General features: G+C 64.4%; 15 protein-coding genes and 2 pseudogenes. 5 read left to right on the top strand and 12 right to left on the bottom strand.

Features of this window, described 5'->3' with window-relative positions; all coding sequences use genetic code 11:
* Positions 1-131: 131 nt before the first annotated feature.
* Together AB8Z38_RS24930 and pcaF are read right to left on the bottom strand one after the other, a co-directional pair.
* Positions 132-1,025 (bottom strand): dioxygenase, encoded by an 894-nt coding sequence (locus AB8Z38_RS24930; protein ID WP_369720407.1) that lies wholly within the window; start codon positions 1,023-1,025, stop codon positions 132-134.
* A gap of 116 nt (positions 1,026-1,141) precedes the next feature.
* Complete coding sequence (pcaF, locus tag AB8Z38_RS24925) at positions 1,142-2,350, bottom strand: 3-oxoadipyl-CoA thiolase (protein ID WP_369720406.1); 1,209 nt, start codon at positions 2,348-2,350, stop codon at positions 1,142-1,144.
* Between the two features lie 210 nt (positions 2,351-2,560).
* Here pcaF and mutS point away from each other — a divergent pair, with 210 nt between their 5' ends.
* Entirely contained in the window at positions 2,561-5,299 is a 2,739-nt protein-coding gene (mutS, locus tag AB8Z38_RS24920) for a DNA mismatch repair protein MutS (protein ID WP_369720405.1), read from the top strand.
* Positions 5,300-5,422: 123 nt separating this feature from the next.
* Here the strand turns inward: mutS and AB8Z38_RS24915 are convergent.
* The 6 genes and pseudogenes from AB8Z38_RS24915 to AB8Z38_RS24890 form a co-directional block, all read right to left on the bottom strand.
* Positions 5,423-7,098, bottom strand: a pseudogene (locus AB8Z38_RS24915) (PAS domain S-box protein).
* Between the two features lie 379 nt (positions 7,099-7,477).
* Positions 7,478-8,287, bottom strand: coding sequence for a hypothetical protein (locus tag AB8Z38_RS24910; protein WP_369720404.1), 810 nt, complete (start codon positions 8,285-8,287; stop codon positions 7,478-7,480).
* Between the two features lie 179 nt (positions 8,288-8,466).
* Positions 8,467-8,976: an OsmC family protein gene (locus AB8Z38_RS24905; RefSeq protein ID WP_369720403.1), complete on the bottom strand. Its 510-nt coding sequence runs from the start codon at positions 8,974-8,976 to the stop codon at positions 8,467-8,469.
* A 52-nt stretch (positions 8,977-9,028) separates the two neighbouring features.
* Positions 9,029-9,814 carry an ABC transporter ATP-binding protein gene (locus tag AB8Z38_RS24900; protein ID WP_369720402.1) on the bottom strand — a complete coding sequence of 262 codons (786 nt, stop codon included), beginning with the start codon at positions 9,812-9,814 and terminating at the stop codon, positions 9,029-9,031.
* A 3-nt stretch (positions 9,815-9,817) separates the two neighbouring features.
* On the bottom strand, positions 9,818-10,663 hold the full coding sequence (locus AB8Z38_RS24895; protein WP_369720401.1) for an ABC transporter permease: 846 nt from the start codon (positions 10,661-10,663) through the stop codon (positions 9,818-9,820).
* A gap of 202 nt (positions 10,664-10,865) precedes the next feature.
* Positions 10,866-11,861, bottom strand: coding sequence for an aliphatic sulfonate ABC transporter substrate-binding protein (locus AB8Z38_RS24890; RefSeq protein ID WP_369720399.1), 996 nt, complete (start codon positions 11,859-11,861; stop codon positions 10,866-10,868).
* Positions 11,862-12,048: 187 nt separating this feature from the next.
* On the opposite strand from AB8Z38_RS24890, the gene AB8Z38_RS24885 reads away from it, so the two are divergent.
* Positions 12,049-14,838 (top strand): [protein-PII] uridylyltransferase, encoded by a 2,790-nt coding sequence (locus AB8Z38_RS24885; protein ID WP_369726595.1) that lies wholly within the window; start codon positions 12,049-12,051, stop codon positions 14,836-14,838.
* Between the two features lie 23 nt (positions 14,839-14,861).
* On the opposite strand, the gene AB8Z38_RS24880 is transcribed toward AB8Z38_RS24885, so the two are convergent.
* Entirely contained in the window at positions 14,862-15,392 is a 531-nt protein-coding gene (locus AB8Z38_RS24880; RefSeq protein WP_369720398.1) for a methylated-DNA--[protein]-cysteine S-methyltransferase, read from the bottom strand.
* A gap of 91 nt (positions 15,393-15,483) precedes the next feature.
* On the opposite strand from AB8Z38_RS24880, the gene AB8Z38_RS24875 reads away from it, so the two are divergent.
* Both AB8Z38_RS24875 and AB8Z38_RS24870 read left to right on the top strand, forming a co-directional pair.
* Positions 15,484-15,846, top strand: coding sequence for a DUF1304 domain-containing protein (locus tag AB8Z38_RS24875; protein ID WP_369720397.1), 363 nt, complete (start codon positions 15,484-15,486; stop codon positions 15,844-15,846).
* 229 nt (positions 15,847-16,075) lie between these two features.
* Positions 16,076-17,303 (top strand): annotated as a pseudogene (locus tag AB8Z38_RS24870) (ABC transporter substrate-binding protein).
* A 137-nt stretch (positions 17,304-17,440) separates the two neighbouring features.
* Here AB8Z38_RS24870 and AB8Z38_RS24865 read toward each other — a convergent pair.
* Positions 17,441-17,866: a DUF1330 domain-containing protein gene (locus AB8Z38_RS24865; protein WP_369720396.1), complete on the bottom strand. Its 426-nt coding sequence runs from the start codon at positions 17,864-17,866 to the stop codon at positions 17,441-17,443.
* A gap of 167 nt (positions 17,867-18,033) precedes the next feature.
* Between AB8Z38_RS24865 and AB8Z38_RS24860 the strand changes: the two genes are divergently transcribed.
* On the top strand, positions 18,034-20,244 hold the full coding sequence (locus tag AB8Z38_RS24860) for a transglycosylase domain-containing protein (protein WP_369720395.1): 2,211 nt from the start codon (positions 18,034-18,036) through the stop codon (positions 20,242-20,244).
* A 347-nt stretch (positions 20,245-20,591) separates the two neighbouring features.
* On the opposite strand, the gene AB8Z38_RS24855 is transcribed toward AB8Z38_RS24860, so the two are convergent.
* The gene (locus AB8Z38_RS24855; RefSeq protein WP_369720394.1) at positions 20,592-21,431 is read right to left on the bottom strand and encodes a M48 family metallopeptidase; all 840 of its coding nucleotides are present in this window, start codon (positions 21,429-21,431) and stop codon (positions 20,592-20,594) included.
* Positions 21,432-21,648: 217 nt separating this feature from the next.
* Positions 21,649-22,977 carry a polyhydroxyalkanoate depolymerase gene (locus tag AB8Z38_RS24850; protein ID WP_369720393.1) on the bottom strand — a complete coding sequence of 443 codons (1,329 nt, stop codon included), beginning with the start codon at positions 22,975-22,977 and terminating at the stop codon, positions 21,649-21,651.
* Positions 22,978-23,057 lie beyond the last annotated feature (80 nt).

Genomic DNA, 23,057 nt, shown 5'->3' with positions numbered 1-23,057 from the left:
TTGGCGAACTCCTCCCCGGCCATATTTTGGTCCAGCCGGTCAACACTTCCGCCAATCATTATAGAATATAACTAATCTAGGGAAGTGAGTTTAGCAGGCCTCTAGCGTGCCCGGCATCCCGCATGGACACCTTATTTGATGGGCGGCCTTGGCAGCACGGCCTCTCCGGCCTCGAGCCGATAGGTGTGGTCGAGCGAATACCAGGGCGTCGAAACGTCCGGCGCGGTCGGATGTGCCGTCGCATGGCGCACGAACTTGCCGATCAGCGCTTGTGTCACGCCGAACTGCACGTCGCTGTCGATATGGGGGTCATTGGGATCGTAGACCTGCGAGATCAGCACCTTGAATCCCGGCTTGAAGATCAGGGCGTGCAGATGCGCGGGGCGATAGGGGTGCCGACTTTGCGCCTTCAGCAGTCGGCCGACGGCACCGTCGGTTGGAATGGGGTAGCCGACCATCATCACCGAGCGAAAGGCGAAGCGCCCGTCGGCATCGGTCGTGAACTTGCCGCGCAGGTTCATGTCGGCCTGCTCGGGGTCCTGGTTCTCATAGAGCCCGACCGGCGAGGCGTGCCAGACATCGACCTCGGCACCGGCGACGGGGCGGCCGTCTTTGTCCATGACACGGCCGCTGACGAACAGCGGCGCGCCAGGCGTTTCGGAGCGGACGATCGATCCGCCATTCTCCACCCGCGGCGAGTTCAGCCGCCAGAAAGGTCCGAGCAGCGACTGATCTGTTTCGGTATTGCCTTGATCGCCGTTGTTGAGCAGGCAGACCAACGGCGAGACGCCGAGCGAACCCGCCATCAGCACGACTTCGTTATGGGTATCGGTGGTCAGCTTGCCGAGTTCGGCGATAACAGCAGTAGCGTCGCGGAATTCCTTCTCGGTCAGGCGTACGTCGCGGACGAAGCCGTGCAGATGCTTGACCAGCGAGATCATGATCTGCCGCATCCGCGGATCGGACGTCCGCTCCATCACGGCCAGAGCGGCGGCCGTGACGTCCTGCTCGCGCTCGATGATCATGGCGCTCTCTCCCCCTGTCGTTCCGGGGCAGCCCGACAGGGCTGAACCGGGAATCTCGAGATCCCGGATTCCGCGCTAACGAGCGCCTCCGGGATGACGGGACGCTGCGCGTCTCGTCAATTCAGCTTCTCGATCGCAACGGCCACACCCTGGCCGACGCCGACGCACATGGTGGCGAGCGCGAGCTTGCCACCGCGCTTTTCCATGCCGTGGACCGCGGTGAGCGCCAGGCGCGCGCCGCTCATGCCGAGCGGATGGCCCAGCGCGATGGCACCACCATGCGGATTGACGAAATCCGCATCATCGGCGACGCCGAGTTGGCGCATGCAGGCGATGCCCTGCGAGGCGAAGGCTTCATTGAGCTCGATCAGGTCGAAATCGCTGATCTTCTTGCCGAGACGCTCCATCAGCTTGCGGGTCGCCGGCACCGGGCCGATGCCCATGATGCGCGGCGGCACGCCGGCCGAGGCAAGCCCGAGGATGCGCGCGCGGGGCGTAAGACCATGCTTCTTCACCGCGGCTTCCGACGCCAGGATCATCGCGGCCGCGCCGTCATTGACGCCCGAGGCGTTGCCGGCGGTGACCGTGCCGGGATTGCGCACGATCGGCTTCAGTTTCGTGAGGGCTTCCAGCGTGGTCTCGGGGCGCGGATGCTCGTCCTTGTCCACAATGGTCGGACCGACCTTGCCGCCGGGAATGGTGATCGGAATGATCTCTTCGGCGAAATAACCAGCCGCGATCGCGGCGCCCGCGCGCTGCTGCGAGCGAATGGCGAAGGCATCCTGGTCGGCGCGAGAGACCTGGAATTCCTCGGCGACATTCTCGCCCGTCTCCGGCATGGCGTCGACGCCGTATTGCGCCTTCAGGAGCGGATTGATGAAACGCCAGCCGATGGTGGTGTCAAAGATCTCGGCCGAGCGTGAAAACGCTTCCTGCGCCTTGCCCATCACGAAGGGCGCGCGCGTCATGGATTCGACGCCGCCGGCAATCGCAAGCTCGATCTCGCCGGAGCGGATGGCACGGCCGGCCGCACCGACCGCGTCGAGACCGGAGGCGCAGAGCCGGTTCAGGGTCTGGCCGGGAACCGAATCCGGCAGCCCCGCGAGCAGCAGCGCCATGCGCGCGACGTTGCGATTGTCCTCGCCGGCCTGGTTGGCGCAGCCGAAGAAGACCTCGTCGACCTGCGCCCAGTCGAGGTTCGGGTGCTTGGCCATCAGCGCCTTGATCGGAGCAGCGGCGAGGTCGTCGGCGCGCACCTTGGCAAGGGAGCCGCCGAAACGGCCGATCGGGGTCCGCACGGCATCGCAGATAAAGACGTCACGCATCGCTGTTCTCCCAAAATGCCGCGGTCCGGCCAAAATTCTTCAATGTCGGTTTAGGAGGGCGCCCGCGGCAGGTCAATTGACGGTTTCGCGTGCGATTTGCACGGGCCCGCCGACTGCAGCGCATGCCGCGGTGCGGACAACGTGGAAAACCTCCCCTGCCCGGCCAAACCGATAGGAGCACCGGAGGAAATTTTGTAGGTTGCGCCGCCCATGACGATGCAACAGCCGATTTCCGTACCGCCGTCCGACGAAGCGCCCGCCCCGCAGGCCGACGCCGCTGCGCGCGTCACGCCGATGATGGAACAGTATCTGGAGATCAAGGCCGCGCATCCGGGCCTGCTGCTGTTCTATCGGATGGGCGATTTTTACGAGCTGTTCTTCGAGGACGCCGAGATCGCCTCCAAAACCTTGGGCATCGTGCTGACCAAGCGCGGCAAGCATCAGGGCGCGGATATCCCGATGTGCGGCGTGCCGGTCGAGCGCTCCGAGGATTATCTGCATCGCCTCATCAGCGCCGGCCACCGCGTGGCGGTGTGCGAGCAGACCGAGGATCCCGCCGCCGCCAAGGCGCGCGGCAACAAGAGCGTGGTGCGCCGCGGCGTGGTGCGGCTGGTGACGCCGGGCACGCTGACCGAGGACACGCTGCTCGATGCGCGCGCCAACAACTATCTGCTGGCGATCGCGCGCGCCCGTTCCTCCTCAGGCGGCGACCGCTTTGGCCTTGCCTGGATCGACATCTCGACCGCCGAATTCATGGTGCTGGAATGCAGCGGCGGCGAGCTCGCCGCGACGCTGGCACGCATCAACCCGAACGAGGCGATCGTCGCCGACGCGCTCTATAATGACAGCGAGCTCGGCCCGACCTTGCGCGAGCTGCCGGCGCTGACGCCGCTCACCCGCGACGTCTTCGACGGCGCCACCGCCGAGAAGCGCCTCTGCGACTATTTCGCGGTCGCGACCATGGACGGGCTCGCGCAGCTGACCCGCCTCGAAGCAACCGCGGCCGCCGCGGCCGTCACTTATGTCGATCGCACCCAGGTCGGCAAGCATCCACCGCTGTCGCCGCCCGCGCGCGAGGCCTCGGGCGCGACCATGGCGATCGACCCCGCCACGCGCGCCAATCTTGAACTGACGCGGACACTCGCAGGCGAACGCCGCGGCTCGCTGCTCGATGCGATCGACTGCACGGTGACATCGGCCGGCTCGCGCCTGCTGGCGCAACGTCTGGCGGCACCGTTGACCGACGCGGCGGCGATTGCGCGACGGCTCGACGCGGTCAGCGCCTTCGTTGCAGACTCGGCGGCGCGCGAGGACATTCGCAGCATCCTGCGCGGCGCGCCCGACCTGTCGCGCGCGCTGGCGCGGCTCTCGGTCGGCCGCGGCGGCCCGCGCGACCTTGCCGCTCTTCGCGACGGCATCCTCGCCGCCGACCAGGCGCTGGCACGGCTTGGCGAGCTGGATCAGCCGCCGCACGAAATCGCCGCGGTGACGGCGGCACTGCAGCGTCCCTCGCGGGAACTCGCGGTGGAATTTGCCAGTGCGCTCGACGAACAACTCCCGCTGATCAAGCGCGATGGCGGCTTCGTGCGCCAGGGCTACGAGCCCGCGCTCGACGAAACGCGCAACCTGCGCGACGCCTCGCGGCTGGTGGTCGCATCGATGCAGGCCCGCTACGCCGACAGCACGGGCGTGAAGGGCCTCAAGATCCGTCACAACAACGTGCTCGGCTATTTCGTCGAGGTCACCGCGCAACACGGCGACAAGCTGATGTCGCCGCCGCTGAACGCGACCTTCATCCATCGCCAGACGCTGGCGGGTCAGGTGCGCTTCACCACCTCCGAGCTTGGTGAGATCGAGGCCAAGATCGCCAATGCCGGCGACCGCGCGCTCGGACTCGAGCTCGAGATTTTTGAGCGGCTTGCCGTCAAGGCGCTGGCGGTCAGCGACGATTTGCGCGCTGCCGCGCATGCTTTCGCGCTGCTCGATGTCGCAACGGCAGTGGCAAAACTCGCCATCGACGAGAATTATGTAAGGCCCGAAGTCGACGACTCGCTCGGCTTTGCGATCGAGGCCGGCCGCCATCCCGTGGTCGAGCAGGCATTGAAGCGCAATGGCGAACCGTTCATTGCCAACGCCTCCGACCTCTCACCGGCGCCGGGGCAAAAGTCCGGCCAGCTTTGGTTGATTACCGGTCCGAACATGGCCGGTAAATCGACCTTCCTGCGCCAGAACGCGCTGATTGCGTTGCTGGCGCAGATCGGCTCTTTCGTGCCGGCCTCGCGCGCGCGGATCGGCGTCATCGACCGGCTGTTTTCGCGCGTCGGCGCCGCCGACGACCTCGCCCGCGGACGCTCGACCTTCATGGTGGAGATGGTCGAGACCGCTGCGATCCTCAATCAGGCCGGCGAGCGCGCGCTCGTGATCCTCGACGAGATCGGGCGCGGCACGGCGACCTTCGACGGCCTTTCGATCGCCTGGGCCGCAATCGAGCATCTGCACGAAAGCAACCGCTGCCGCACTCTGTTCGCCACGCATTACCATGAACTCACCGCGCTGTCCGCCAAGCTGCCACGCATGTTCAACGCCACGGTGCGGGTGAAGGAATGGCAGGGCAATGTCGTGTTCCTGCACGAGGTGCTGCCTGGCTCGGCCGACCGCTCCTACGGCATCCAGGTCGCCAAGCTTGCAGGCCTGCCGCCGGCCGTGATCGCACGCGCGAAATCCGTGCTGGCAAAATTAGAGGCGCAGGACCGCGGCCAGACCGCGCGCGCACTCGCGGACGATCTGCCGTTGTTCGCCGTGCCTTCGCGCGCCGCCGCGGAACGCGCGCCGCCGAGCGAGGCCGAACTGCTAATTGAGGCCGTGAAGGCGCTGCATCCGGACGAGATGTCGCCACGCGCGGCGCTCGATGCGCTGTATGCGTTGAAGGCAAAACTGCCGAAACAATGACGGTGCGCAGGGTGGGCAAAGCGCAGCGTGCCCACCACGCAATACGGCGTTCACGGAGAGATGGTGGGCACGGCGCGCAAGGTGCGCGCGCCTTTGCCCACCCCAGGGTTCTGCCGTTCTTGCCTACGCCCTCGCCGCAATCGCGGCCGCTTCGGCTGCCGCGCGCTGCATGCTGGTCGACATCTCGTTCGTCACCGTGCTCTGCTCCTCGATTGCGGCGGCGGTCGAGGTCACATATTCGCTGACATTGTTGATCGCCTGCTTGATCGAACCGAGCGCGCTGACGACGTCGCCGGAGATGCCGTTGAGGCTGCCGATCTCCGCGCCGATCTTGTCGGTGGCCTGCTTGGCCTGGTTGGCGAGGCTCTTCACCTCCGAGGCGACCACCGCGAAACCGCGACCGGCTTCCCCGCGCGCGCCGATTCGATCGTGGCGTTGAGTGCCAGCAGGTTGATCTGTCCGGTGATGTTGTTGATCAGCTCGACGATGCCGCTCATCGCCTGCGCGGCTTCGGTAAGGCGCTGCGCCTGGGCGTCTGCGGTGGCGACCTGGTCCACCGCACTCATCGCGGTCTCGCGCGATTTGGTCATGGCTTCGGAAATCTCCCGCACCGAGGCATTCAATTCCTCCGAACCGGCGGCGACCGATTCCATCATGCCGCGGACGCGTTCGTTGCCCATGCGGACCAGCACTTGCTTGGTGGTGTCGGTCGCATATTTCACGACCTTGAACGGCTTGCCATTGAGGTCGAGGATCGGGTTGTAGGAGGCCTGGATGTAGATCTCCTTGCCGCCCTTGCCGATGCGCTTGTATTCGGCCGCCTGATACTGACCGCGGTTGAGCGCGGCCCAGAACTCGCGATAGGCCGTCCCCTCGCGCTCCGACGGCTCGACGAACATGCTGTGATGCTTGCCCTGGACCTCGGCCAGCGAATAGCCGAGCGCGCCGAGGAAGTTCGGGTTCGCGGTGAGGATGGTGCCGTCCATGTTGAACTCGATCACGGCCTGGGCCTTGTCGATCGCCGCGATCTGGCCGGCGAGATCGGCGTTCTTCAGCTTCTCCGCCGTAACGTCGGTGGCGAACTTGAGGACGCCGAACGGCTTGCCGTTCTCGTCGAGCAGCGGATTGTAGGAGGCGAGAATCCAGACCTCGCGGCCGCCCTTGCCGATGCGTTTGAACTCGCCGGCCTGGTATTCGCCGCGGTTGAGCTTGGCCCAGAACTCGCGATAGGCCGCGCCGTCGCGCTCGGCCTGGGGCACGAACAGGCTGTGATGCTTACCCTGGATCTCGGTCAGCGAATAGCCGAGCGCGTTACAGAAATTCTCGTTGGCGGTGACAACGGTGCCGTCGAGCTTGAACTCGATCACGGCCTGGGCCCGGCTGATGGCGGCGATCTTCGACGCGTCCGTCATGCTCCGGATCCTCTTCTCGGTGATGTCGGTTGCAATCTTTGCGACCATCACCGTCTTGCCGTCGCCGTCGAGCACCGGATTGTAGGATGCTTCGATCCAGACCTCGCGGCCGCCCTTCGCGATCCGCTTGAACTCGCGCGCCTGATACTCGCCGCGGTTCAATGCAGCCCAGAACGCCTTGTACTCGGCGCTGTCGCGCTGATCGGCCGGCATGAACATGGCATGCTTCTTTCCCTTGATCTCGTCGAGGGAGTAGCCGAGGGCATTCAAGAAATTCTGGTTGGCGCTCAGGATCGTGCCATCAGTGGCAAACTCGATCATAGCCTGCGAGCGGCCGATGGCTGCGAGCTTAGCATCCGCGTCGTTGCGGGACTTGAGACCAAACATCAGCGAATCTCCAAATTTGAAATACGCCGATTGCACATGCTCATCGGGAACCACTGGGTGTGACTGCGCGGCAACGCGTGCCGAATTCCAATCGACAACTCCCGCGGGCAAAATTCGCACTGATGAAACCCGAGACGGGTACGCAAGATAGTTCGGACCGGGAAAACTCGAATAAAGTTCTAACGGATTTTTAGGGATCGGCAGACACAAACGGGCAACTTAGCGCTGCACGAACGTCCGCTTGCACGCGGCCGCGGCGATCTCGTTATTTGAAATGAGATTTGTCATTCAACGTGTTGCCGCGATGCGCGCGCTGTTGGCGCGAGCAGGTTTCGCCGGAGATGCCGTTCGCGAGTCGGTATCGCGCATATCCGTAGTGTCACGGTGCTTGCCGCGCCTTGCGCATTGCAGGCAGCCCAAGCCCCCATAGCGTCAGATTCCAGACCACGCAGGTGCTGAGGGCCACAGACAAACCAATGGCAGAGCCGAACGACGCCGCCCCAACGTGCAGCACCGCGATTGCCATGCCGAATCCGAGCAGGCCCCAAGCGGAATTGGCGAGCACGGCGGCAGTCGGCGGACCGCCGATGCGCGGATGCAGGATCACCATGATACTGGTGAAGACGACCGGGTACAGCGCGATAATGCCGCTGATGCGGGGACCGACCCAGCCCGAGGTCGAAACGACGATGGCGACAAGCGTTGCGACCAGCGCGGCCCGCATCGGAATGTCATACCAGCGGCGGGTCACGGGCGGCATCTTCACGTGGCGATAGCGCGCGAGCAGCGGAATACAGATGCCGAACGCGACCAGATTGGCGGCGAGCCCTGCGGTGAGCGGCCAATCGAACTGGCGGATGATCGAGGCGAGCACGATCCAGACTGCGACAGCGCTTCCGCAACTCATGGCAAGGCTGCGCCGCTGGGCCAGCACGACATAGGTCAGGCACATGAAGATCGTCGCGGCATTGACCGGCAGGCTCGACAGCGCGCCTCGCGCGATGAAGGCAGCGTCATGGTCGAGCGCGAGAAAGACATAGGAGGGACCGGCCGAGACCGGGAGGGTCGCCACCAGCGCGCCGATCGCCGGGCCGGAGCGCTCCGTGATGATCGACGCCGACACCACGAAAGCCGCCGCGATGGCCATGCGCAGAAGGAGGAAAAGGATGAAGTGGAGCTCGAGGGACATTTTTTTCTTCGTCGTCCTGGACAAGCGAACGAAGTGAGCGCCGATCCAGGACCCATAACCACAGGCTTCGCTGTGTTGGAGGGTCGTAGTCGCCGGTCTCGCAACACAATCGGCGTTGGGGGGTAATTGGTCCTGGCTTTCGCCAGGACGACACCGATTGTTGGACTGCGGTCCGCGCCTCACATCCGCTGCATCGACACCGAGACCTTCGGGCCGTTCTTGATGGTCTGGTAGACCACGCAATAGCGCTCCGTGAGCTTGAGCAGCAGATCGAGCTTGTCCTGCGGCGCATCGGTATCGACCTCGAAGCGCAGCCGGATCTCGGCGAAGCCAACCGGGGTCTCCTTGTCGACGCCGAGCGTGCCGCGGAAATCGAGATCGCCTTCGGCGTAGACATTGCCGGTCTTGAGCGGCACCTCGATCGCGGTCGCGACCGATTTCAGCGTGACACCGGCACAGGCAACCAGCGCCTCCAGCAGCATGTCGCCGGAACAAAGCTCGAGGCCGGAGCCGCCGGTCGCCGGATGCAGGCCAGCCATCGCGATGGCCCGTCCGGTCTCGACCTTGCAGGCGATGCCTTCGCTGTCGATCGAGCCCTTGGCCTTCAGCGTGATCATCGCGGTCTTGGGATCGGTCTTGTAACGCTCCTTGATCGGAGCCTGCATCTGGCGCAGTTCAGCGGCGTCCATCTTGTTCTCTCCCGGAAATTATCCCTCGATGTACCGGCTCAGAGAGACGTTGTCACCACCACATGGCCTGACCGGGACCCTGGGTTGCGTCACGGTCGGGCACGTTGCGGTCGAGCGAACGGTCGAGTGACGTCAGCACGCTGCGCTTGAAATTCTCGAACAGCGGCGAATTGCGATCGCGGGGCCGCCCCAGATTGATCTCGATCTGGTCGAACAACCGGCCCGGCCGAGGCCGCATCACCAGCACGCGATCGGCCAGCACGACCGCCTCGTCGACATCATGGGTGACCAGGACCAACGTCGGCCGCGTATCGGCCCAGAGGTCGAGCAGATGATCCTGGAGGTCGCGGCGGGTGAAGGCATCGAGCGCGGAGAACGGTTCGTCGAGCAGCAGCACCTCCGGCTGCGGCACCAGTGCGCGTGCGATCGCAACACGCTGAGCCTGCCCGCCGGAGAGTTCGCGCGGCCAGGCTTGCGCCTTGTCGGCGAGCCCGACGCGGGCCAGCGCGCGCGCCACCTTCTCGCGCCGCTCAGTCGTGGTCAGGTCGGCGAGGCCAAAGCCGATATTGTCGGCGACGCTGAGCCAGGGCAAAAGCCGCGGCTCCTGGAAAATGATGCCGATCTTGGCATGCGGCGCGGCGATCCTCTCGTTGTCGAGCGTCACCGTACCCGAACTTGCGCGATCAAGGCCGGCGACGGCGCGCAGCAGCGTGGACTTGCCGCAGCCGGAGCCGCCGATGATGGCGACGATCTCACCTTGCCTGATCTGTGAGGAGAAGCGCGCCAGCGCCTGCACGCCGTTGGGATAGGTCTTGCTGACCCGGTCGAGCGCGAGCATCGCTCAGGTTCCTCTCGCGCGCCCGAAGGCATCCTGCCAGCGCAGGAAGGGCGCTGCCGCAACCTCGATCAGCCAGTCCGTGAGCTTGCCGAGGATGGCGAAGATCACGATCGCGGCCAGGATCTGCGCCGGCTTGCCGAGCTGCTGGCCATCGAGCAGGAGATAGCCGAGGCCCTCGGAGGCACCGATCAATTCGGCCGCCACCACGAACATCCAGCCCAGGCCCAGGCCGACACGCAGGGAGACGACATAGGCCGGCAGCACGGCGGGCAGCAAGATGCGGCGGATCATCGCGGGCCCGGACAGGCGAAACGTGCGGCCGACTTCGACGATTTTGCGATCGACGCTGAGGATCGCGCCCATCACGCCGAGATACACCGGGAAGAACACGCCGGCCGCAATCAGCGCGATCTTCGACGTCTCGAAAATGCCGAGCCACAGAATGAACAGCGGCACCCAGGCGAGCGAGGGGATCGCGCGCAGCGCCTGCACGGTCGGATCAAGCAGCCGTCGCGCCAGCGACCAATAGCCGGAGACGGCGCCGAGCACCGTGCCTGCCAGGACGCCGAACGCAAAGCCAAGACCGACGCGCCACAGCGTCGCGGCGATGTGGCGGATCAGCTCCCCAGAGCGGGCGAGATCGGCGATGGTGGCGAAGACGCGCGATGGCGGCGGCACCAGCCGGCCATTGGACCAGCCGAGCCGGACCACGAGTTCCCAGCCGAGCGCCAGCGTCAGCGGCAACAGCAGTCCCAGCATCGGTCGCGCATAGCGTGACAGCCGCGAGGGCGCGCCCGAGTTCTCGGCCGGTTCCGAGGGTTGCTGCAGGACTGGCGCGTCGGAGCTCATGGCCGGTAGGAAGCGCGTCTTATCAGGGAATGCAAGGGCGCGCCGGCGATCTCCGCCGCCGTCCCGGACAAGCGCAGCGAAGCGGAGCGTCGATCCGGGACCCATAGCCACAGGGAGATGTGGATACGGGGACTCGGAGTGACCGCCTTTCCGCCAAACTACTCCCTGGGAGTATGGGTCCCGGCCTTCGCCGGGACCACACCTAATTTGCCGCGCGATTGCCGAATTGATTCGTCGGCAGCGGCACCTGGTCGTCGATCAAGGCATCCAGTGTCGCCTTCACATCGACCTTGGCATCGAGGACGCCGGCCTGCTGCAAGGCGAGGCCCGCGGCGAGGATCGACTCGCGCTGCGGCGCGCCGATGCGGCTGTGGGTGAGTTCGGTGCGCTCCTTGAGCTGCTTGTCGACGACGGCATCGGGCAACTTGGTCACGGCGATGAATGTCTTCTTGAGATCATCGTAATTCGCCAGCGAATATTTTCGCGCGTCCTCGTAGGTCGCAAGCACGCGGCGGACGATATCCGGATAGTCCTTCAGGAACTGCTCGCGCACATTGAGGATGCCCCAGGTGTTGGCGTCGGCGTTGCGGTAGAACAGCTTTGCGCCCTCTTCGACCTCGGCCTGCGCCATCATCGGATCGAGACCGGCCCAGGCATCGACGTCGCCGCGGATCAGCGCGGTCTTGCCGTCGGCGTGCTGGAGCAGCACCGGCGTGATGTCCTTCTCGGTCAGGCCGGCGCCGAGCAGCGCGCGCACCAGGAAGATGTGCGGATCGGTGCCGCGCGTCACCGCGACGCGCTTGCCCTTAAGATCTGCGACGCTTGCGATCTTGGAATCCTTGCCGGTAACCAGCGCAGTCCATTCGGGACGCGAATAGACATAGATCGACTTGATCGGGTTGCCGTTGATGCGCGCGACCAGCGCCGCCGAGCCTGCGGTCGAGCCGAAATCGATCGAACCGGCGTTGAGGAATTCGAGCGCCTTGTTGGAGCCGGCAGACTGCACCCAGGTGATGGTGATGCCGTCCTTGGCGAACTCCTTCTCCAGCAGCCCCTTCTGCTTCAGGACCAGCGACACCGGGTTGTAGGTCGCCCAGTCGATGCGGATCTCCTTCAGCGGCTCCGCCGCCCGTGCCGCAGGGGCCACAGCGAGCGCCACCGCTCCCGCCAGCAGAATGCGTCGTGAAATCTTGATCATGCCCAGACCCTCCAAAACTTCATTGTTTTTCAATGAGTTATATCTAGAGATCAACGAGAAAATCCCACCCTTGAAAGCGCACCGCCTGAGAACAACTTTGCCCAAAGCCGGGCTTTTCGAGCATGGAGCGACTATTGCCAGAGAATGGCGGGTGACAGCGCCTGTCGCCTCTTATATCCGGTGTGACATGGACAGCGTCACGACTGAGCACAAGCGAGAGGTGGATGATCGCTTCGACACGTCGCGGATCACCGCCGCGGTCGATGCGCTTGCCGGAAAGCATCAAGGGCGCGAGGACGCGTTCCGCACGGCCATGGCGCAACTGCTCAAGGCCGAACTGATGGCCTCGCGCGAGGCGGCGCAGGCGATCCTGCTCAAAGATCGTCACGGCCGGCGCTGCGCCGAGCGGCTGTGTCATGTGCAGGACGAGATCATCCGCATTCTATATTCGGCGGCGACCCGTCACCTCTATCGCTCACCGATCCCGAGCGGCGCCGAACGGATGGCGGTGGTCGCGACTGGCGGCTATGGCCGCGGCCTGATGGCACCGGAATCCGACATCGATCTCCTGTTCATCCTGCCCTACAAACAGACCGCCTGGGGCGAGCAGGTCGCTGAAGCGATCCTCTATTGCCTCTGGGATATGGGGCTGAAGGTCGGTCACGCCACGCGCTCGGTCGATGAATCGATCCGCCAGGCGCGCGGCGACATGACCATCCGCACCGCGATCCTGGAGACGCGCTTTCTCACCGGCGATCAACCGCTCTATGACGAACTGGTCGCGCGTTTCGACAAGGAAGTGGTGCAGGGCACCGCGTCCGAGTTCGTCACCGCAAAGCTCGCCGAGCGCGAGGAGCGGCATCGCCGCGGCGGCCAGTCGCGCTATCTGGTCGAACCCAACGTCAAGGACGGCAAGGGCGCCTTGCGCGACCTGCACACGCTGTTCTGGATCGCGAAATACGTCTACCGCGTCCGCGACACCGACGAGCTGGCCGAGCGCGGCGTGTTCGACGCACAGGAATACCGCACCTTCCGCCGCTGTGCCGATTTCCTCTGGTCGGTGCGCTGCAATCTGCATTTCTATTCCGGCCGCGCCGAAGAACGCCTGTCATTCGACCTGCAGCGCGAGATCGCGGTCCGGCTCGGCTACACCTCGCATCCCGGCATGCAGGATGTCGAGCGCTTCATGAAGCACTACTTCCTGGTCGCCAAGGAAGTCGGCAACCTCACCGCCATTCTCTGCGCCAAGCTCGAGGACCAGCAGGCCAAGCCCGCGCCGGTCTTGAGCCGGATGATGGCGCGGCTGCGTCCCACCGCCGCGAAGCGCCGCGTGCCCGATAGCGACGACTTCATCGTCGACAACAACCGCATCAATATCGGCGCGCCCGACGTCTTCAAGCACGATCCGGTCAATCTGATCCGCATCTTCCGTCTTGCGCAGAAGAACAACCTCGCCTTCCATCCGGATGCGATGCGCAGCGTGACGCGCTCGCTCGCCCTGATCAACGCCCAGCTTCGCGAGAACCCCGAGGCCAACCGGCTGTTCATGGAGATCCTGACCTCCGACAACGCCGAGATCGTGCTGCGGCGGATGAACGAGACCGGCGTGCTCGGCCATTTCATCCGCGCCTTCGGCAAGATCGTCTCGATGATGCAGTTCAACATGTATCATCACTACACCGTCGACGAGCATTTGATCCGCTGCGTCGGCTTCCTGCAGGACATCGAGCGCGGCGGCAACGAGGAGTTCACGCTTGCGAGCGATCTGATGCGCAAGATCCGACCCGAGCACCGTTCGGTGATCTACATCGTGACGCTGCTGCACGACATCGCCAAGGGCCGGCCTGAGGATCATTCGATCGCCGGCGCCAAGGTGGCGCGCCGGCTCTGCCCGCGGCTCGGCTTCAGCGCGGCCGACACCGAGCTCGTGGCCTGGCTGATCGAGGAGCATCTGACAATGTCGACGGTCGCGCAGTCGCGCGACCTGTCCGATCGCAAGACCATCGAGAATTTCGCCGCCGTGGTGCAATCGGTCGAGCAGATGAAGCTGCTGACGATCCTGACCACCGCCGATATTCGCGGCGTCGGCCCCGGCGTGTGGAACGGCTGGAAGGCGCAGCTCCTGCGCTCTCTGTATTACGAGACCGAGCCGGTCTTGACCGGCGGCTTCTCGGAAGTCGACCGGGGAAAACGCCTGGTGGCCGCGCACGCCGAATTCCGCATGGCCTTTGCCGAATGGCCGAGCGACGAGCTCGATGCCTATATCGGCCGGCACTATCCAGCCTACTGGCTCAAGGTCGAATTGCCGCGAAAGATCCGCCACGCCCGCTTCGTGCGATCGAGCGAGCAGGCCGGCCACAAGCTCGCGATCAATGTCGGCTTCGACGAGGTGCGCGGCGTCACCGAGCTGACGATCTTCGCGGCCGACCATCCCTGGCTACTTTCGATCATCGCAGGCGCCTGCGCCTCGGCCGGCGCCAACATCGTCGATGCGCAGATCTACACCACGACCGACGGCCGCGCGCTCGACACGATCTCGATCTCCCGCGAGTACGACCGCGACGAGGACGAGGGCCGCCGCGCCACCCGCATCGGCGAGATGATCGAGGACGTACTCGAAGGCAAGCTGCGCCTCCCCGAGGTGGTGGCGCGACGTACCGTGCGCAGTAAGGCACGACCTTTCGTGATCGAGCCGGAAGTGACCATCAACAACCAATGGTCCGACCGCTATACCGTGATCGAGATGTCCGGCCTCGACCGTCCCGGCCTGCTCTATGAGCTGACCACCGCAATCTCGAAGCTCAACCTCAACATTGCGTCTGCGCATGTCGCGACCTTCGGCGAACGCGCCCGCGACGTGTTTTACGTCACCGACCTCCTCGGCGCGCAGATCAACGCACCGACGCGACAGGCCGCGATCAAGAGCGCGCTGACCCATGTGATGGCGGGTGAGAAGGTGGTTGCGCCGGCGGCGTGACGACCGCGTTGGGCACGACGCCTTCAAACCTCCACCCCCTCGTGCCGCAGCAGCCAGCGCTTGCGCTCCAGACCGCCGCCATATTTCACCAGCGAACCATTTGCACCGATCAGGCGATGGCAAGGCAGCACGACGCTGATCGGATTGGAGCCGTTGGCATGGCCGACGGCGCGAACCGCCTTAGGCATGTCGAGCCTCGCGGCGAGCGCGCCATAGCTCAGTGTGGTGCCGGCGGGGATTTGCGCAAGCGCGGTCCAGACCTTTTGCTGGAAGGGTGTCCCGGCGACACGCCATGGGATCGACGAGAGCTGCGCAAGGTCGCCCGCGAAGTAATCCGATAGCGCCGCCTTCATCGGGGCGGGCGCGGCTCGCTGGCGCAGATCCACCGGGCCGCACTGCAGCCGCAGCAACTCGCGCATCCGGTGCTCGTAGTCCTCCCAGTCAAGCGCGCGCAGCGCGCCGTCGGCATCGGTGACGAGCAACGCGGTCCCGATCGGCGTGCCCAACCGATCAAGGCCAAAGCTCTCTGACGGACGCGCTGATCGATCGGCCATTGCCACACCATTGCGTTGAAACTCACGTCGCACTTGCCATGGCGGCCGTGCTACCGTCCACCCGAAAGCTGATGCTTTTGGGGAGCTCAACTTGAGTCTGATCGCCAATGTTCTGGTGGCGCTGGTCGCCGCACTGCACACCTATTTCCTGGTCCTGGAGATGTTTCTCTGGGACAAGCCGCTGGGATTGAAGACATTCCGCAACACGCCGGAGAAGGCCGAGATCACGAAAGTGCTGGCCGGCAATCAGGGGCTCTATAATGGCTTCCTCGCCGCCGGCCTGGTCTGGGGCTTGTTGCATGGCAATCCGGCCTTCGCGTTCCAGATCAAGGCGTTCTTCCTGATCTGCGTGATCGTAGCCGGCGCTTCTGGCGCGGCGACCGTCAGCACACGCATCCTGATCGTGCAGGCAGCGCCGGCCGCGATTGCGCTGCTTGCACTTCTCCTGACCTGAGGCACTACCGCGCCGCGCAGCGATCCTAGCGCTGCGCCCACCCTTCCTCCACAGGGCCCGGAAATTCCGTCAGGAGGAAACGGCACCGCGCCGTTCCCACCCTTCACGGTTAACCGCTACGAAAAGCCAGCATGCGTCGACCTTGCGTTGCACAAACGGTTCCTCCACTATCCGCAGCGAGCGATGGCGCAACAGGACCATCGACGAGACCAAAGGGAGATAAATGCAGATGAGGAACGGGCTTTTGCATCTGGTCACGGGGACCGCGCTCGCGTTGGCGCTGTCGGTTTCGTCAGCCAGTGCCCAGAAGAAATACGACCCCGGCGCCAGCGACACCGAGATCAAGATCGGCCAGACCAATCCGTTCAGCGGGCCCGCCTCTGCCTACGCCACCATCGGCAAGACGCAGGCCGCCTACATGAAGATGATCAACGATCAGGGCGGCGTGAATGGCCGCAAGATCAACCTGGTGCAGTATGACGACGCCTACAGCCCGCCTAAAGCGGTCGAGCAGGTCCGCAAGCTGGTCGAGAGCGATGAGGTGCTGCTGACCTTCCAGCTTCTCGGCACGCCGTCGAACGCGGCTGTGCAGAAATATCTGAACGCCAAGAAGGTGCCGCAGCTGTTCGCCGCCACGGGCGCCTCCAAATTCACCGATCCCAAGAACTTCCCGTGGACGATGGGGTTCAATCCCAACTACTTCGTCGAAGGCCGTATCTATGGCCAGTACATCATCAAGAACTACCCGGCCGCCAAGATCGGAATCCTTTATCAGAACGACGACCTCGGCAAAGATTATCTGAACGGCATCAAGGCCGGCCTCGGCGACAAGGCCTCCAGCATGATCGTGGCGGAGGCTTCCTACGAGGTGTCAGATCCAACCGTCGATTCTCAGATTCTCCAGGATCAAGGATGCCGGCGCGGACCTGTTCTTCAGCGCGACGACGCCGAAGCAGGCGGCGCAGGCGATCAAGAAGATCGCCGAGCTCGGCTGGCATCCGGTGCAGATCCTCGACATCAACGCTACGTCAGTCGGCGCCGTGATGAAGCCGGCAGGCCTCGAAGCTTCCAAGGGCGTGATCAGCGTCAACTACGGCAAGGATCCGCTCGACCCGACCTGGAAGGACGATCCGGGCATGAAGAAGTATTTCGAATTCATGGCGAAGTACTATCCTGAGGGCGACAAGGACTCGAGCTTCAACAGCTACGGCTATTCGACTTCGCAGTTGATGATCTACGTGCTCCAGAAGTGCGGCGACAATCTCACTCGCGAGAACGTTATGAACGTAGCGACCCACCTGAAGAATGTTGAGCTCGATTTGTCGCTGCCCGGCATCGTCGCCAACACCACGCCGGACGACTATCGCGTCAACAAGCAGCTTCAGATGATGAAGTTCAACGGCGAACGCTGGGAGCTGTTCGGCCCGATCCTGGAGGATGCGGGTCCGGCGGGTTAGTTATCGAACACAACTGCCTCAACGACGTCATGCCCGGGCTTGTCCCGGGCATCTACGTTCTTGGAGAGACAAAGCAAGGCGTGGATGGCCGGGTCAGGCCCGGCCATGACGGTGGCGAGAGAATCGCCACACACCATTCAACTTGGCACCTCGCCGAAGTTCTTGCCCACCGGTAGCACCGCGTGCCGGATCAGCCGCGAATCCTCCACCGCGGCCTGGCGATGCTTGACCGCTGCGCGATAGACGGGGTCGCGGATCATCTCGACGAAGGCGGCAACGCTCGGGTATTCGGCGATGAAGCAATGGTCCCAGCGCTCGGTTTCGGGACCGATCAGCATCAGTTCGAACTTGCCCTGCCAGATAATGCGGCCGCCAAGCCGCTCGAACACCGGGCCGCTCTCGCGGCCATAGGCCGCATAGGCTTCCGCGCCGCTGGCCTTGCGGCCGTCCGGATAGGCGGCCTCTTTGCGCAGCCGCACCAGATTGAGCATGTGGATCGGACCCGGGCGGTCGTTGTCCCGGAATTGCGCGAAAATCTCCTTGGTCGGATCGATGTGGCCCATGCGAGTTCCCTCTGCTTTTCTGCCGGAAATCCTAGCTCCGTCACCAGGCCAGCGAAACTGCGGCGGATGAATGCCGCACCTCCTAATCGCGCGTTAAGCTCTGGGTAACCGGGCCTTAAACAGCCCCCGCTAGCGTGCGGCGGGGCGGGCTGACCGGGCGTTTTCGTATGGGGTTGGGAAAGAAAAAGGGTAGCGGACGGAAGGAGCCGCTATTCGGCTTGCCCGCAGCGCTCGCCGATCTGCGCCTGACGGTGGCGGACCGTATCCCCAATGCCGACGACAAGCCGAAAAAGTCGGCGAAATCATCCGCCAAGCGCAACAACGAGAATTCCAGCGACGAGCCGCCGCGCGAGCGCAAGGCGCCGGCCAGCCGCAGCGGCGCCAGGCGCCGATCGAAGTCGCGCATCGGCGCCCGCCTTGGCCGCCTCGTCTACTGGGGCGCGGTGCTGAGTCTGTGGGGCGTGATCGCCGTGGTCGGCGTCGTGGTCTGGGTCGGCGCCCATCTGCCGCCGATCCAGTCGCTGGAAATCCCCCAGCGCCCGCCGACGATTCAGATCGTCGGCATGGACGGCAGCATGCTGGCGCAGCGCGGCGAGATGGCCGGCGCGAACGTGTCGCTGAAGGATCTGCCGCCGTACTTGCCGAAGGCGTTCATTGCGATCGAGGACCGCCGCTTCTATTCGCATTTCGGCATCGACCCGATCGGTATCTTGCGCGCGGCGGTGACGAACGTGCTGCATCACGGCGTTTCGCAGGGCGGCTCGACGCTGACGCAGCAGCTCGCGAAAAACCTGTTCCTGACGCAGGAGCGCACCATGGCGCGCAAGCTGCAGGAGGCAGAGCTCGCGATCTGGCTGGAGCGCAAGCATTCCAAGAACGAGATCCTGGAGCTCTATCTCAACCGCGTCTATTTCGGCTCCGGCGCCTATGGCGTCGAGGCCGCGGCACAACGCTATTTCGGCAAGTCGGCGAAGAACGTGACGATCGCCGAAGCCGCCATGCTGGCCGGCCTGGTCAAATCGCCCTCGCGGCTGGCGCCGAATCGCAATCCGGAAGGCGCGGAAGCGCGCGCGCAAATCGTGCTGGCGGCGATGGCGGACGCAAAGTTCATCACCGACGCGCAGGCGCAGGCCTCGATCGGCCATCCCTCCTACAATGTGAAACCGGTCGGCGCCGGCACCATCAACTACGTCGCCGACTGGATCGGCGAGGTGCTGGACGATCTGGTCGGCCAGATCGACCAGAGCATCACGGTCGAGACCACGATCGATCCAAAACTCCAAAGCGTGGCGGAAGCCGCCATCATCGACGAGCTTGCGGCAAAGAGCGTCAAGTTCAATGTCAGCCAGGGCGCGCTGGTGGCGATGACGCCCGACGGCGCCGTGCGCGCCATGGTGGGAGGGCGGAACTATGCCGAGAGCCAGTACAACCGCGCCGTGACCGCCAAGCGCCAGCCGGGCTCCTCGTTCAAGCCGTTCGTCTACCTGACCGCGCTCGAGCAGGGCCTGACGCCCGACACCGTCCGCCAGGATGCACCGATCGAGGTCAAGGGCTGGAAGCCCGAGAACTACACGCACGAATATTTTGGCGCGGTGACGCTGACCCAGGCGCTGGCGATGTCGCTCAATACGGTTGCCATTCGCCTTGGGCTCGAGGTCGGACCGAAGAACGTGGTGCGCACCGCGCACCGGCTCGGCATCTCCTCGAAGCTCGAGCCCAATGCCTCGATCGCGCTCGGCACCTCGGAGGTCTCCGTCGTCGAGCTGGTCGGCGCCTATGCACCGTTCGCCAATGGCGGCTTCGCGGTGGTGCCGCATGTGGTGACGCGGATCAAGACGCTCGACGGCAAGCTGCTGTACATGCGCCCGGCGGACGAACGTAACCAGGTCATCGAGCCCCGCTACGTGGCAATGATGAACACGATGATGCGGGAGACGTTGATCTCTGGCACCGCCAAGAAGGCCGAGATCCCGGGCTGGCCGGCGGCCGGCAAGACCGGAACCAGCCAGGATTACCGCGACGCCTGGTTCATCGGCTACACCGCCAACCTCGTCACCGGCGTCTGGCTCGGCAACGACGACAACTCGCCGACCAAGAAGGCAACCGGCGGCGGCCTGCCGGTGGAAGTCTGGTCGCGCTTCATGAAGACCGCGCACGAGGGCGTGCCGGTGGCAGCATTACCGAACTCGCAAGCCGGCTGGGGCCTCTCGAACCTCGCGCAGGCCGCCTCGCAGGTATCGCCGCCAACAGCGGCAGCGCCCGCACCGGCCAGCAACGGCGGCTATCGCCCTCCCCCCACGCGTGCCAATGCGCGGCCGGAAGCGGCGGCGGGGCTCGATGGCTGGCTGATGGACCGGCTGTTTGGCGGGAACAGGTAGCTTCGGCCTGAGGTCTTCGTGACCCCCAAACAAAAAACTTGAAAACAACCCCATGCACAGTAGGCGGTGACTGCTGGAGCGATGCGCGGCGGATTGCCTGAAACCTCTGATGTGACGGGGCAAATCGAGCGCGCCGCGCGATCGTCGCGGCGAGTGAGGTGACTCGCGCGAAACGGGAAAAACGTTGCCTCACCTTGCTGTCGTCCCGGCGAAGGCCGGGACCCATACCGCGTGATTTATCGGTCGCGGAAGCTGGGCGTACCGAACGCCTGGTCTTCGTCAAACGACGCCCTATGGCTATTGGGTCCCGGCCTTCGCCGGGACGACAAGAGAGTGAGACGCCCAGCCTAATCCTCGACCCCGTACCGGTGCAGGTCGTTGCCGTATGTATCGAGCCACTTCTTGGCGCGCTCCATCGACGGGCAGACTTTTCCGCACACCCGCCAGAACCGTGCCGAGTGGTTCATCTCGACGAGATGGGCGACTTCGTGCGCGGCGAGATAGTCGAGCACGTAGGGCGGTGCGAGGATCAGGCGCCAGGAGAACGACAGCGAGCCCGCCGAGGTGCACGAGCCCCAGCGGCTGGACTGATCACGGATCGACAGCCGCTTGACCTTGACGCCGAGCTCGCCGGCATAGGCCTCGGCCGAGCGCTGAAGATCGTGACGCGCTTCGCGCTTGAGGAAGTCATGGACGCGGCGGTCGGCATGTTCGACGCCGCCGGCGACGCAGATGATGCGTTCGCCGCTATCGCGCACCTCGGTCCACACCGTGCCGCGCTGGCCCGCGCGATGCACGATGCGATGAGGAAGGCCGCGAAGCGGTATCACTGTGCCAGGCTGGAACGGCGCGGCCTTCGGCAAACGGCCGAGACGTGCGGCGATCCACGCGCCATGACGCTGCGCGAAGTCCTTTGCCTCGGCGAGCGTGCCGCGCGGCGGCATGGTGAGGATGGCTTCGCGATCGCTCGGATGAATTCTGAGCGTGTAACGGCGCGCCCGACGATGGCGGCGCAATCTGATCGCGAAATATTGCGATCCGTGGGTGATCAGGAGGGTCTTCGGTTCGTGGGGCCGACGGTAGAGGAGCGCGCGAGTGGCCATGTCTGTCAGTCCGGGGGGCAGGAGTTCGCCCGGATTCTGCCATAACCACCGCCAGGGAAAGCGCTTGGCGCAAAAACAAATCATTTGCCCAATATACAGGGGTCTGGTGCCCGGGAGGCCCTACAGACTGGGGCTGGAACCCGGATTTTTCGCCCTCGCCGAACGCATGCGACACCCCCAAGAGCTGAGGGATGACTCACTCCTATAAAGCTACCCAAATACCGCGAATCTGGCGGGAACCGGAGCCCTCTCAGGGGCTCCGGGACGTCGCAATTTGCAGCGGGAAAGCCGAAATACGTGGTTATTCGGCCGCGAGAGCCTGCGTTGCGTTCGGATTCGCTGCCGAGACCATGAAATCATGAATGCGCGGCACGATTTCCGACTTGAAGCGCGATCCGTTGAACACGCCGTAATGTCCGACGCCCTTCTGGACGTAATGAACGCGGCGATGATCCGGAATCGAACTGCACAAGGCGTGCGTCGCTTCGGTCTGGCCGAGGCCGGAGATGTCGTCGTTCTCGCCTTCGACCGTCATCAATGCGACGCGCGTGACCTTGGAGGGATCGACGCGTGTTCCGCGATGGGTCATCTCGCCCTTCGGCAGCGAATGCTTCACGAACACGGTGTCGACGGTCTGCAGATAATACTCGGCCGAGAGATCCATCACCGCGAGATATTCGTCGTAGAAGTCGCGATGCTTGTCGACGAGGTCGCCGTCGCCCTTCACCAGATTGGCGAACAGCTGTTTGTGGGCATCCATGTGCCGGTCGAGATTCATGCTGATGAAGCCGTTGAGCTGCAAGAAGCCCGGGTAGACGTCGCGCATCATGCCCGGATGCGGGAATGGCACCTTGGTGATGACGTGATTGCGGAACCAGTCGATGCCGCGCTCCTGGGCGAGGTTGTTCACCCCGGTCGGATTGCGGCGGGTGTCGATCGGGCCGCCCATCAGCGTCATCGAGGTCGGCACGAACGGATCGCGCCGCGCTTCCATGATCGACACCGCGGCGACGACGGGCACCGAGGGCTGGCACACCGCCATCACATGGGTGTTGCCGCCGAGGACATGCAGCATCTCGATGACGTAATCGATGTAGTCGTCGAGATCGAAGCGGCCTTCGCTGAGCGGCACCATGCGGGCGTCGGCCCAATCGGTGATGTAGACCTCGTGCGCCGGCAGGAACGCTTCAACGGTGCCGCGCAGCAGCGTCGCGTAATGGCCGGACATCGGAGCGACGATCAGCACGCGCGGCTGCGGGCTGCGCAGCGGACGCGCGAACTTGCGCTCGAAGTAGAGCAGCCGGCAGAACGGCTTTTCCCAGACCGGACGGACCTCGACCGGAACGCGGATGCCGTTGACCTCGGTGTCATCGAGACCCCATTCCGGCTTGCCATAGCGGCGCGTGGTGCGCTCGAACAATTCGCAGGCCGCGGCGACCGACTTGCCGATTTCAGTGCGCGCCCAGGGATTCAGCGGATTCTGAAACAACAGCTTGGTCGCGTCGGTGACGGCGCGCGCCGGATTGAGAGAGGCCTGCGCCATCTCGTACATCCAGTACATCGGCGTGGTCAGGACCGGACTGCCTTCGCTCGCCAAAGGCGGTGCGCCGCCAAACTCACCAATAGGCATGATCAAATTCCTCTTCGCATCGCAGCATACTGCCGAATGCGTAATATTGCGTCAATGCATGGTTCCGTACATCTACGTGT

The organism is Bradyrhizobium sp. LLZ17, from assembly GCF_041200145.1.
GTDB lineage: Bacteria > Pseudomonadota > Alphaproteobacteria > Rhizobiales > Xanthobacteraceae > Bradyrhizobium.
This window is presented reverse-complemented; position numbering and strand designations above follow the sequence as displayed.

Coding starts and splice junctions, on each gene's coding strand:
- AB8Z38_RS24930 (WP_369720407.1), bottom strand. CDS start 1,025: ATGATCATCGAGCGCGAGCAGGACGTCACGGCCGCCGCTCTGGCCGTG.
- pcaF (WP_369720406.1), bottom strand. CDS start 2,350: ATGCGTGACGTCTTTATCTGCGATGCCGTGCGGACCCCGATCGGCCGT.
- mutS (WP_369720405.1), top strand. CDS start 2,561: ATGACGATGCAACAGCCGATTTCCGTACCGCCGTCCGACGAAGCGCCC.
- AB8Z38_RS24910 (WP_369720404.1), bottom strand. CDS start 8,287: ATGTCCCTCGAGCTCCACTTCATCCTTTTCCTCCTTCTGCGCATGGCC.
- AB8Z38_RS24905 (WP_369720403.1), bottom strand. CDS start 8,976: ATGGACGCCGCTGAACTGCGCCAGATGCAGGCTCCGATCAAGGAGCGT.
- AB8Z38_RS24900 (WP_369720402.1), bottom strand. CDS start 9,814: ATGCTCGCGCTCGACCGGGTCAGCAAGACCTATCCCAACGGCGTGCAG.
- AB8Z38_RS24895 (WP_369720401.1), bottom strand. CDS start 10,663: ATGAGCTCCGACGCGCCAGTCCTGCAGCAACCCTCGGAACCGGCCGAG.
- AB8Z38_RS24890 (WP_369720399.1), bottom strand. CDS start 11,861: ATGATCAAGATTTCACGACGCATTCTGCTGGCGGGAGCGGTGGCGCTC.
- AB8Z38_RS24885 (WP_369726595.1), top strand. CDS start 12,049: ATGGACAGCGTCACGACTGAGCACAAGCGAGAGGTGGATGATCGCTTC.
- AB8Z38_RS24880 (WP_369720398.1), bottom strand. CDS start 15,392: ATGGCCGATCGATCAGCGCGTCCGTCAGAGAGCTTTGGCCTTGATCGG.
- AB8Z38_RS24865 (WP_369720396.1), bottom strand. CDS start 17,866: ATGGGCCACATCGATCCGACCAAGGAGATTTTCGCGCAATTCCGGGAC.
- AB8Z38_RS24860 (WP_369720395.1), top strand. CDS start 18,034: ATGGGGTTGGGAAAGAAAAAGGGTAGCGGACGGAAGGAGCCGCTATTC.
- AB8Z38_RS24855 (WP_369720394.1), bottom strand. CDS start 21,431: ATGATTTGTTTTTGCGCCAAGCGCTTTCCCTGGCGGTGGTTATGGCAG.
- AB8Z38_RS24850 (WP_369720393.1), bottom strand. CDS start 22,977: ATGCCTATTGGTGAGTTTGGCGGCGCACCGCCTTTGGCGAGCGAAGGC.